Origin of the sequence: Streptomyces sp. 35G-GA-8 (genome assembly GCF_023534745.1) — a bacterium.
Lineage (GTDB): Bacteria > Actinomycetota > Actinomycetes > Streptomycetales > Streptomycetaceae > Streptomyces.
The window spans coordinates 526,737-537,978 of sequence record NZ_JAMHJQ010000001.1 but is presented as its reverse complement, the minus strand read 5'-3'; the positions used below and the strand labels follow the sequence as shown (position 1 = coordinate 537,978).

The following is an 11,242-nucleotide window of genomic DNA, read 5'->3' as shown; positions in this document are numbered from 1 at the left end:
GTGCAGCCCCGCACCATCCCAAACCCCGCGGTTCCAGTCTTTACGCGGGTGCCCCTTTGAACCTTGGGAGCAGGCACACATGACCCATTCGTCAGTGGAGTCCAGGACCACCGCCGAGGACGCCGGCACAGACTCACGTCCCCCGGCCGGCAGGTCCTGGCCCGACCGGTACTTCCATATATCCCACCGCGGCTCGACCGTCGCGCGCGAAGTGCGCGGCGGCGTCACGACCTTCATGGCCATGGCGTACATCCTGCTGCTCAACCCGCTGATCCTCTCCGGCAAGGACGCGGCGGGCGACACGCTCGGTCAGCAGGCCCTGATCACCGCGACCGCCTTCGCCGCCGCCCTGACCACCCTGCTGATGGGCTTCGTCGGCAAGGTGCCCCTCGCGCTCGCCGCCGGGCTCTCCGTCTCCGGTGTGGTGGCCGGCCAGGTCGCGCCCGTGATGACATGGCCGCAGGCCATGGGCATGTGCGTGATGTACGGAGTGGTGATCTGCCTGCTGGTGATCACCGGCCTGCGGGAAATGATCATGAACGCCATCCCGCTCGCGCTGAAGCACGCGATCACCATGGGCATCGGCATGTTCATCGCGCTGATCGGGCTGGTGAAAGCGGGCTTCGTGCACGCCTCACAGGGCGGGGGCCCCGTCTCGCTCGGCCCGGCCGGTGAACTCGTCGGCTGGCCCGTCCTCATCTTCTGCGTCACCCTGCTGCTGATCTTCATGCTCCAGGCCCGCGAGGTGCCGGGCGCCATCCTGATCGGCATCGTCATCGGCACGGTCATCGCCGTCGTCCTCAACGCCACGGGCGGCATCAGCCCCAAGGCGTGGAACAGCGGTCCGCCGGAGCTGACCGGCGGCGCCGTCTCCATGCCCGACTTCTCGCTCTTCGGGAAGGTGGAGTTCGGCGGCTGGGGGCAGGTCGGCGCGATGACCGTCGGCATGATCGTCTTCACCCTCGTACTCGCGGGCTTCTTCGACGCGATGGCGACCGTCATCGGCGTCGGTACGGAAGCCGGGCTCGCCGACGGCAAGGGCCGCATGCCGGGCCTGTCCAAGGCGCTGTTCATCGACGGCGCGGGCGGTGCCATCGGCGGGGTCGCGGGCGGCTCGGGCCAGACCGTCTTCGTCGAGTCCGCGACGGGCGTCGGTGAGGGAGCGCGTACCGGCTTCGCCTCCGTCATCACCGGCCTCCTCTTCGCCGCCTGTCTCTTCTTCACCCCCCTCACCCAGATCGTCCCGGGCGAGGTCGCGGCGGCGGCCCTGGTCGTGATCGGCGCGATGATGACGCAGAACGCCCGGCATGTGGACTGGGGCGACCGCGCCGTCGCCGTCCCGGTCTTCCTGACCGTCGTCCTGATGCCGTTCACCTACTCCATCACCGCCGGGGTCGCGGCGGGCGTCATCTCGTACGTCGCGATCCGCGTCGCCCAGGGCAGGGCCCGGGAGATCGGGGCCCTGATGTGGGGCCTCACCGTGATCTTCGTGGTCTTCTACGCGCTCCACCCGATCGAAACCTGGCTGGGCGTCTCCTGACACATGAGACACGGGCCAGCCGGCCCGGCCCTGCCCATCCGCCCGCATCCACCAGACCTGAGGAGACCGACATGCTGGACATCGCCGAAGAGCTGAACCGGTGGGTCGAGCAGGGACGTGACTTCGCCGTCGCCACCGTCGTGGCGGTCACCGGCAGCGCGCCCCGCCGGCCGGGAGCCGCGCTCGCCGTCGACAGCGCGGGCACGGCGATCGGCTCCGTCTCGGGCGGCTGCGTGGAAGGGGCCGTGTACGAGCTGTGCCAACAGGCCCTCCAGGACGGCACCACCGTCCTGGAGCGGTTCGGCTACAGCGACGAGGACGCCTTCGCCGTGGGGCTGACCTGCGGCGGTGTCATCGACATCCTGGTGACGCCGGTACGGTCCGACGCCACGGGCAGCGCCCCGCGCGCGGTGTTCGCGGCGGCGCTGTCCACGGCCGCACGAGGGGAGGCGGCGGCGCTCGCCCGGATCACCGAAGGACCGGCCGCCCTCCGGGGCCGCGCCCTGCTGGTGCGCCCCGACGGATCGTACGAGGGCGGCCTCGGCGGCCACCCCCGGCTGGACCGTACGGCGGCGGCCGAGGCCCGCGCCCTGCTGGACGCGGGCCGTACCGGCACGGTCGCCCTGGGGGAGCGGGGAGTACGGTGCGGACAGCCGCTGACGCTCCTGGTCGAGTCGAGCGTGCCGCCCCCGCGCATGATCGTCTTCGGCGCCATCGACTTCGCCGCCGCGCTGGTGCGGGCCGGCGCGTTCCTGGGCTACCACGTGACCGTCTGCGACGCGCGCCCCGTCTTCGCCACCCGGGACCGCTTCCCGGACGCCGACGAGATCGTGGTCGACTGGCCGCACCGCTATCTGGCGTCGACGGCGGTCGACAGCCGTACGGTGCTCTGTGTCCTCACCCATGACGCCAAGTTCGATGTGCCCCTGCTGGAACTGGCACTCCGACTGCCCGTCGCCTTCGTCGGCGCGATGGGCTCCCGCCGTACCCACGAGGACCGCAACAGACGGCTGCGCGAGATCGGTGTCACCGAGCGCGAACTCGCCGCACTGCACTCGCCGATAGGGCTTGACCTCGGGGCCCGTACGCCCGAGGAGACCGCGCTGTCGATCGCCGCGGAGATCGTCGCGGTCCGGCGGGGCGGCAGCGGTGTCCCCCTGACGGGCGCCCACACCCCGATCCACCACGACGGACCGAGGCCGCGGGCGATCGGGTCGGTCGCCTGAGCGCCGCGCCGCGCCGGTCCGATCTGCGGACCTCCGGATATTCGGACCTCCGGATATTCGGTTGCCGCGCGGGCCCGGCCGCCTGTTTCATCGAAGGGCGCTCACCGCGCGCTCCTGACGAGTGATCCCAAGGGTGGTGTTGTATGCCTGTGGCCGGTCGGAACCGTTCTCCTGACCGAGGCAGTTCTCTCTCCGTGATGCCTGCGCGGATGTCCGCACGGGACCGCTGCCGCTGACACGCACGGCCGACAGGCATCGCCCGACCGGAGCGAACTCCCCTGGTACGAGACGGCGTTCATCCCCGACCGTCCGAGCGTCACACCAGGAGTCGTTCTCACGATGTCCCGCACTTCCCGCAACACCTCCCGCAACACCTCCAGACGCGCGCGTCCGGAGTCACGCACCGAGTCCTTCCGCTGCCTCCACTGCGGTCTCGACGTACCGATGACCGCGGCCGGCACCGGCCACCGCAACCACTGCCCGAACTGCCTGTGGAGCCGTCATGTCGACGACACCCCGGGCGACCGGGCCGCCGACTGCGGTGCCCGGATGGAGCCGCTCGCCATCTCCGTACGCGGGGACGGCGAATGGGTACTCGTCCACCGCTGCGTCCACTGCGATGTACTGCACGCCAACCGCACGGCGGGCGACGACAACGTCCTGCCGCTCACCCGGCTCGCCGTACGCCCCCTGGCGCAGCCGCCGTTCCCCCTGGAACGGCTCGGCTCGCTCTGAGCGAGAACGATCGCCGCTCCGGGCCGTATCCCCCACGGGATGCGGCCCGGGGCGGCGGCGTCCCACTGGTGGAAACCCTCCAAGATCGCCTGGGCATTACTGTCCCCGACGAGACGACCGCGGCTGCCCGGGCCGTCGCAGACTTGCGGGACGCGGTGCGCGTTCCGGCGGACGCCGTGCCCGCGTGCCACGACGACCCGAAGGGCCCGCACCCATGACCGAGCGCGTCATCACCCCACGCAGCCGCGGCTTCCTCTTCCTCGACTCCCATCCGGCGGGCTGCGCGCGCCTGGTGGAGGACATGTGGCGGGCCGTCCCCGCCCCGGCCGCCGCCCCGGACCGAGCGCCGGTCGCGCTCGTCATCGGATCCTCCGCGGGGTACGGGCTGGCCGCCACCGTCGCGGGACTGGCCAGGGCGGGCATCCGTGGCATCGGAGTCTGCTTCGAGAAGGCCCCCGGCCGGCTCACCGGAACGGCCGGCTGGTACCGCACGGCGGCCACCGCGGAACTCGCCCGCGACCGTGGCCGGGAGATGGTCTTCCTCAACGGTGACGCCTTCTCGGACGCCATGAAGGAGCGGGTCTGCGAACTCGTCCGGCAGCGTTTCGGCGGACGCCTGGACTACCTCGTCTACTCCGTGGCGGCCCCGCGCCGTACCGACCCCGACACCGGAGCCGGCTACGCCTCGGTCCTCAAACCCGTCGGTGAGGCACACCGCACCAGGACGCTCGTCTTCACCGACCGGGGCGCCCCCGAGGTGAAGGAAGTCGAGACCCCGCCGGCCGAGGGTGACGACATCGCCCAGACGGTCGCCGTGATGGGTGGCTCCGACTGGGAGCGGTGGATCGATCACCTCGCCGAACGCGAACTCCTCGCCCCCGGCTTCACCACCGCCGCACTGTCCTACATCGGCTCCCCCCTGACCGCGGCGATCTACCGGCAGGGCACCATCGGCGCCGCCAAGGCCCACCTCGAACAGACCGCTCGCACCCTCGACGTCCGTCTCGCCGAACTCGTCGGCGGGCGCGCGGTGACATCCGTGAACGGCGCCGCCGTCACTCAGTCCTCCACCGCCATCCCGGGCATCGCGCTCTACGTCGGGCTGCTGCGCGGTGTCCTCGGCGACACCATGTCGCCGCCGGTCGCTCAGCTCACCGAGCTGTGGGACCGGCTCACCGGGGTCCGTCCGCTCGACCTCGACGCGGAGGGTCGCGTACGTCTCGACACCTGGGAACTCGACCCGGGTGTGCAGGCCGCCGTCGCCGAGCGGTGGAACAGCGCCACCACCGACACGATCGGCGAACTGGCCGACCTCGACTGGTTCCACGCCGAGGTCCGGCGTCTCTACGGCTTCGCGGTGCCCGGTATCGACTACACCGTGCCCGTCGAGACCGATGTCCCCTGGCCCGGCAGCACCTCCTGACGCCTCTGGCGCTGCCGTACGCCCGCCACGACCGGGCCGTCCGACGGGAGCCCCTCACCCGGCGGCGTGGAGCCGTTCACCCCGAGGCGCGTCGTACCAGTTCCGTGCGCAGGACCACATGCTGCCAGGCCGCCGAGGTGTCGTTGATCGTCTCCAGCAGTACCCGGGCCATCGTGCGCCCCATCTCCTCCACCGGCTGGCGCACCGAGCTCAGTTGAGGGTCCGTGTGGCGGGCGAGAGGGGAGTCGTCGAAGCCCACCACCGCCACATCCTCCGGGACCCGGCGGCCCGCCGCCCGCAGGGTGTGCAGGGCGCCCACCGCCATCAGGTCGGAGGCGGCGAACACCGCGTCGAGGTCCGGGTGGAGGCGCAGCAGCTCCGCCATCGCGCGGCGCCCGCTCTCCTCGGTGAAGTCGCCGTGCGCGATCCAGGAGGGTGCGGGGCGGGTGGCGTGTTCCCGTACCGCCTCCTCGTAGCCGCGCAGGCGGCACTGCGCCACATACATGTCCAGCGGGCCGGTGATGGTGGCGATCGCCCGGCGCCCGGACGAGAACAGATGGCGAACGGCGGTCCGCGCGCCTCCCACATTGTCGGAGTCGACATACGACACCGGTTCCTCCCCGGACCTGCGTCCGCCGAGGACCGTCGGTATCTCCATCTCGGCCAGCAGATCGGGCAGCGGGTCGCTGTCGTGGACGGAGACCAGGAGGACGCCGTCGATCCGGCGGGCGCGCGCGTACTGGAGGAAGCGTTGGCGCTCCTTCTCGGTACGGACGAGGGTCAGCAGGAGCTGGAGCTCGGTGTCGGCGAGTCCGTCGCCCACACCGTGGACGATCTCGGAGAAGTACGGCTCGGCGAAGAAGCGTTTCTCGGTCTCGGGGATCACCAGGGCCACGGCGTCGGTACGGCTGCCCGCCAGGGCGCGGGCGGCCCGGTTGGGTATGTAGCCGAGCTGGGCGATGGCCTGCTCGACCAGATGCCGCGTGGTGTCCTTCACCCCCGGCGAGTTGTTGACGACGCGGGACACCGTGCCCCGGCCGACGCCCGCGAGCGCCGCGACCTCCTCCAGGGTGGGCTGACCCGTACGGCTCTTCGTCACCATCGTGCGACCTCCAGTCCGGGCCCGGGCCGCCGACGGGAGCGGGAAGCGAGCCTGCGCCCATCCAATCACCGGGGACGGGGTGGTGGTGCCGCCGATGCGGACCTCCCTGACATCAGTGTGTCGCCTCGGGGGAGTTGCGGGCCCCGGGGGAGTCGGGAGAGCCGAGGGGGCCGGGGGAGCCCGGGGAGCGGGGGGTGAGGGCCGCGACGATCAGGGCGAACGAGATCGCCCCCGGGTCGGGTGAGCCGAGACCCCGGACCCCGTGGGTACGGGCCCGGCCCAGGCGCGCGGCGATCCCGGCGGTCGCCTCCGCGGCCTCGCCCGCGGCTCGCGCGGCCTGTGCCCACGCGGCGGTGAACCCGGCCGTCGGCAACGCCGCCTCCAGCCGGTCGGCGAATGGCACCGCCGCGTCCACCAGCGTCTTGTCACCGGGCCGCGCTCCGCCGATCCGCAGCACCGTGTCCACGGCGGCCCGTACGGCACGGGTCAGCCGGGCGCCGTCGCGCTCGGCGGTACCGCCGTCGCGTCCGCTCGTACCTCCGCCGTGTCCGGCCGTACCCGCGTCGCGTCCGGCCGCGGTGCCGTCGTGGTCGCCGAGCACCGCGCCGAAGGACGTCAGCGCCGCGCCCCACAGCGCGCCGGACGTGCCGCCGGCCCGTTCCGACCAGGCCGCGCCGGCGTGCGCGAGCACCGTACCGGCGCCCGCGCCGAGGGCGACCGCCTCCCGCGCGGCGACCGCGGCGGCCTCGGCCCCGCGCCGCATCCCGATGCCGTGGTCGCCGTCGCCCGCCACGGCGTCGAGGTCCCCGAGCCGTGTCTCATGGGCCACCACGGTGTCGCGCACTGTCAGCAGGGCCTCGGCCAGCCGCGCCCCCAGGGCCCGCGAACGAGGGTCGCCAGGTACGACCAGTGGCATCCGGTGGGTGAGGGTCAGATCGTCGGTACGCGGCGGCCGGGGCGCTAGGACGCCCCGGCGGAAGGCGGGCGTGGCGGCCGGAGCCGTCCACAGCGCTTCCAGTTCGTCGTCGAGGAAGGTCAGGGTGAGGGAGAGGCCGGCCATCCCGAGGCTGGTGACCTGCTCGCCGACCACCGGCGCGACGACGGTCAGGCCCTCGGCGGCCAGCCGCTCGGCGACGCGGCGATGGACGACGTACAGCTCCTCGTACTTGGTCCCGCCCAGGCCGTTGAGCAGCAGCGCCACCCGGTCGGATCCGCCCACACCGGCGGCGGCCACCGCCCGCTCCGCCAGGATCCTGTCCACCAGGAGGTCGGCGGCCCCGTCGGCGGTGGGCAGGGGGAGCTCCGCGATCCCCGGTTCGCCGTGGATACCGAGGCCGACGCTCATCCGCCCGGCGGGGACGGTGAACAGCGGCCGGTCCGCGCCCGGCAGGGTGCAGCCGCCGAAGGCGAGGCCGAGCGAGCGGGTGGCGGCGTTGGCCCTGCGGCCGGCCCGTACGGCCGCGTCGATGCCGAGACCGGCCTCGGCCGCTCCACCGAGGATCTTCAGTACGGAGAAATCGCCCCCGATGCCCCGGCGCGGCGCGGTGTTGTCGGCCGGTCCCGACGCGATGTCGTCCGTGACCGTGAGGGTCCTGACCTCCATGCCTTCCGCGCGGAGCTGTTCGGCCGCCCGCCCGAAGTGCAGGATGTCCCCGGCGTAGTTGCCGAAGCCGAGGATCACACCGCCGCCGCTGTCGGCGGCCCGTGCCACCGAGCAGATCTGCGAGGCGGAGGGGGAGGCGAAGACATGGCCGCAGGCCGCGCCGTGCGCGAAGCCGGGACCGACCCAGCCGGCGAACGCGGGGTAGTGGCCGGTGCCGCCGCCGATGACGACGGCCACCCGGCCCGGCGGGGTGGCCGAGGCGCGGACGACGCCGCCGTGCAGCGCCCGGATCTCCTCGGCGTGGGCGGCGGCGAATCCCGCCAGGGCCTCGTCCGCGAAGGCGCCCGGGTCGTTCGTCAGCACGGTCACGGCCGGGCTCCCTCGGGCCAGTCCTGTGCGCTGTGGGACATCGTCGTCTCCGGGTCTGTCAGAGGTGGCCGGGGCCGGGACCGGGATGTGGATCATAGACCCTATAGGATCTATTCAGTTGGAGGCGCCCCGAAGCCCTCACCCGGCCGGCCCGGTGAGGCGACGACGGCGAGCTACGATGGCGAGCGAGATGAACGGGAACGAGAGCAGTGCCCTGGCCGCTCCGGCCGTCGGCCGGGCGCCGGTGGTGCCTCGCCGGTCCCTTCGCGACGGTGTGTATGACGCGATCCTGGAGAGGTTGCTCGACGGCTCGACCCCGCAAGGGAGTTCGCTCGGTATCGACTCCCTCGCCCGGGAGCTGGGGGTGTCCCCGACCCCGGTGCGCGAAGCGCTCGTCCAGCTCGAACACACCGGGCTGATCTCGCGGGTGGCGCTCAAGGGCTATCGCGTCGCCCCGCCGCTGTCGTCCACGCAACTGGCGGAGTTGTTCGACACCCGCGCGATCCTGGAGACCGCGGCCGCCGAGCGCGCGGTCGCCAGGGCCGACGACCTCCTGCCCGAGTTGCGGGCCGCGCACGCACAGCATGTGCTCCGCGCCCGTCGCGTACGGACGGCACGGGGTGCCCAGGACCGGCCGGCCGCCTTCTCCGGTCTGCGCGAGTGCTTCGCGGCGGACTGGGAGTTCCACCTCACGATCATCCGGGCCGCCGGCAACCGCTTCCTCCTCAGGACCGCCGAGTCCCTGAGCGCCCAGGTGCACCGGTCGCGGGGGACCGCCGGTCTCGGTACGACGGGCATCGCCTCGGCCGTGGACGAACACGCGGCGATCCTGGGGGCGTTCGAGTCCGGCGACCCCGAACGTCCGGTGGTCGCCATGCGCGAGCATCTGGCCGCGGCGGCGCGGCGCGTGTCCGCCGACGGCTGACCGCGGCAGGAACGCTGACGGACACCAACGAAGGCTGACGGACCGTCAATTCCTGTTTGGTCCGGTGGGGGAACTCTCACTATCATCCGGCGATGATCATAAGTAAATGGCCGGCAGCCGCCGTGTGCGGTCTGGTGGCCACCCTGGCCGTAGGGCTCTTCCCTCCCGCCGCTGCCGCCGCCGACGAACCTACCGGGAAACCGGCCCCGAAGGTCGATCTGGTCCTCGATGTCAGCGGCTCGATGCGGACCCGCGACATCGACGGCCAGTCCCGGATGACGGCGGCCAAACAAGCGTTCAACGAGGTGCTCGACGCGGTTCCGCAGGAAGTGGAGCTGGGCATCCGCACCCTCGGTGCCAACTACCCCGGCAAGGACACCAAGGTCGGCTGCAAGGACACCAAGCAGCTCTACCCGGTGGGCCCGCTGGACCGCACCGAGGCGAAGACCGCGGTCGCCACCCTCGCCCCCACCGGCTGGACACCCATCGGCCCCGCGCTTCTCGGCGCGGCCGAGGACCTGGCGGGCGACGGCGACGCCACCCGTCGTATCGTCCTCATCACCGACGGCGAGGACACCTGCGCCCCGCTCGACCCCTGCGAGGTCGCGCGTGAGATCGCGGCCAAGGGAATCCATCTCACCATCGACACCCTGGGCCTCGTCCCCGACGACAAGACCCGGCGGCAGCTGACCTGTATCGCCGAGGCCACCGGCGGCACCTTCACCTCCGTCCAGCACACCGACGAACTCTCCCGCCGTGTCACACAGTTGGTGGACCGCGCGGCCGACCCCGTCGTCACCCCGGTGGCCACCGAGGGCGCCGCGCGCTGCGCCGACGCCCCGCGGATCAAGCCCGGCCTGTACAGCGACCGCGAGAAGTTCGCCGAGCACCGCTGGTACCGCGTGGACGTGCTGCCCGGCCAGGAGCTGCGCGCCTCCGTCAGCATCGGCGCCGACCGCGCCGTCAACCCGGACTACGGCGTGCTGCTGCGCGCCGTGACCGTACACGGCAGGGAGATCGTCCGCGGCTCGGAAGCGGGCGACGGACGCACCGACGTGATCTCGTCGGGGCTGCGCTACCCGAAGCCGCCGCTCGACGACGAGGACGATACCGACGTGAAGCCGGCCGCCGAGACGGTCTGCCTCCAGGTCAGCAACGCCTTCTCCGCGCCCGCCTCCGTCAAGACCACCCCCGGCCTGCCCGTCGAGCTGACCGTCGACCTGGTCGACTCGCCCGACGAGCCCTCCGACCTCGCCGCGTTCGGTCTCGGCCGCGGCTGGTGGCTGCTCGGCACCCTGGCCCTGACCGGACTGGTCGCCGGACTGCTCTGGGGCTGGCTCTCGCGCCTGCGTGTCGTATGGAGGAGCAACTGATGCGTATCACCGGTATGTTCACGGGTTCCCTGCTGGCCGGTGTGCTGCTTCTCGGTACGGCGGGCAGCGCTGTCGCCGATGAGACGCCGACACCCACCGGCAGCTCGTCCGACAGCTCCGACGGCGCCGACAGCGCGGAGGCGCCGACCGAGGCGGGCACCTCGTTCCGTACGGCCACCGCGTTCCGGCCGGGCCAGCGGGCCACGGCGGACGGCTCCTCGGGCGACTACCTGTACTGGGTGTTCCCCGCGGACGCCGGGCAGCGCCCGACCGTCACCGCCAAGGTCACGCTCCCCGAGTCCGCCGCGGCCAGGAAGGGCGCGACGACCTGGCAGGTGGACGTCTACGACGGACTGCGCCGCCGCCAGCCGTGCGTGTACGGCGCCCAGACCAAGGCGCTCGCGGCCGACGCGCGCTCGGTCGAACTGCGCTGCACGCTGCGTACCGTACGGTCCTGGGCCGAGCCGTGGTCCAACGATCCGCTGCCGGGCAGCTACTACGTACGGCTGACCGTCCTGCACGCGCAGGAGGTGGACCTCGGGCTGCCGGTACAGGCGGAGATCGAGGCCGCCACGCCTGACAAGGGCGGGGCCTTCGCGGTCGGCGGTCAGCTGACCGTCCCGCTGACCCCGGGCCGTACCACCGTCGCGGCGGCCGACGACGGCGACGGGACCGGCGGCGACAGCGCTCCCGGCGACGGGGCGCGGCCGGCCGCCTCCGGCGTCGAGCCCGAGGACGGCTGGTCCTCCGGCTGGTGGACGGACCGCTGGATCTGGACCGCGGCCGGTGGTGTGCTCGGAGCGCTCGCGGGCATCGCCGGCTACACCCTCGCGCGCCCGTCCCGTCGTCCGGTGGGACCGGGGGGCCTCTGACACCCGAAGGACGAGCGCGTACGGCATGAGCGGACGGCGGTCCGGGGAGACCCGGGCCGCCGTCGGCGTACCGG

9 protein-coding genes are annotated in these 11,242 nt (G+C 72.7%); 7 read left to right on the top strand and 2 right to left on the bottom strand.

The window, feature by feature from the left end; all coding sequences use genetic code 11:
• Nucleotides 1-79: 79 nt before the first annotated feature.
• The 4 genes from M1203_RS02330 (at nucleotide 80) to fabV (ending at nucleotide 4,924) form a co-directional block, all read left to right on the top strand.
• Nucleotides 80-1,540: an NCS2 family permease gene (locus tag M1203_RS02330; protein ID WP_249947746.1), complete on the top strand. Its 1,461-nt coding sequence runs from the start codon at nucleotides 80-82 to the stop codon at nucleotides 1,538-1,540.
• A 71-nt stretch (nucleotides 1,541-1,611) separates the two neighbouring features.
• Nucleotides 1,612-2,766, top strand: a complete 1,155-nt coding sequence (locus tag M1203_RS02325) for an XdhC/CoxI family protein (RefSeq protein WP_249947745.1) — start codon at nucleotides 1,612-1,614, stop codon at nucleotides 2,764-2,766.
• Between the two features lie 339 nt (nucleotides 2,767-3,105).
• Entirely contained in the window at nucleotides 3,106-3,501 is a 396-nt protein-coding gene (locus M1203_RS02320; RefSeq protein ID WP_249947744.1) for an RNHCP domain-containing protein, read from the top strand.
• A 214-nt stretch (nucleotides 3,502-3,715) separates the two neighbouring features.
• The gene (fabV, locus tag M1203_RS02315; protein ID WP_249947743.1) at nucleotides 3,716-4,924 is read left to right on the top strand and encodes an enoyl-[acyl-carrier-protein] reductase FabV; all 1,209 of its coding nucleotides are present in this window, start codon (nucleotides 3,716-3,718) and stop codon (nucleotides 4,922-4,924) included.
• Between the two features lie 76 nt (nucleotides 4,925-5,000).
• Here fabV and M1203_RS02310 read toward each other — a convergent pair whose 3' ends face one another.
• Complete coding sequence (locus M1203_RS02310; protein ID WP_283958051.1) at nucleotides 5,001-6,026, bottom strand: LacI family DNA-binding transcriptional regulator; 1,026 nt, start codon at nucleotides 6,024-6,026, stop codon at nucleotides 5,001-5,003.
• A gap of 112 nt (nucleotides 6,027-6,138) precedes the next feature.
• A complete protein-coding gene (locus M1203_RS02305) occupies nucleotides 6,139-7,998 on the bottom strand; it encodes a dihydroxyacetone kinase family protein (RefSeq protein WP_249947742.1) in 1,860 nt (619 codons plus the stop codon).
• 190 nt (nucleotides 7,999-8,188) lie between these two features.
• Here M1203_RS02305 and M1203_RS02300 point away from each other — a divergent pair, with 190 nt between their 5' ends.
• The 3 genes from M1203_RS02300 to M1203_RS02290 all read left to right on the top strand — a co-directional run bounded on the left by M1203_RS02300 (nucleotide 8,189) and on the right by M1203_RS02290 (nucleotide 11,168).
• A complete protein-coding gene (locus M1203_RS02300; protein ID WP_249947741.1) occupies nucleotides 8,189-8,923 on the top strand; it encodes a GntR family transcriptional regulator in 735 nt (244 codons plus the stop codon).
• Nucleotides 8,924-9,015: 92 nt separating this feature from the next.
• Complete coding sequence (locus M1203_RS02295; RefSeq protein WP_249947740.1) at nucleotides 9,016-10,296, top strand: VWA domain-containing protein; 1,281 nt, start codon at nucleotides 9,016-9,018, stop codon at nucleotides 10,294-10,296.
• Nucleotides 10,296-11,168, top strand: a complete 873-nt coding sequence (locus M1203_RS02290) for a hypothetical protein (RefSeq protein ID WP_249947739.1) — start codon at nucleotides 10,296-10,298, stop codon at nucleotides 11,166-11,168. Before M1203_RS02295 ends, M1203_RS02290 begins: the two co-directional genes overlap by 1 nt.
• Nucleotides 11,169-11,242: the final 74 nt, after the last annotated feature.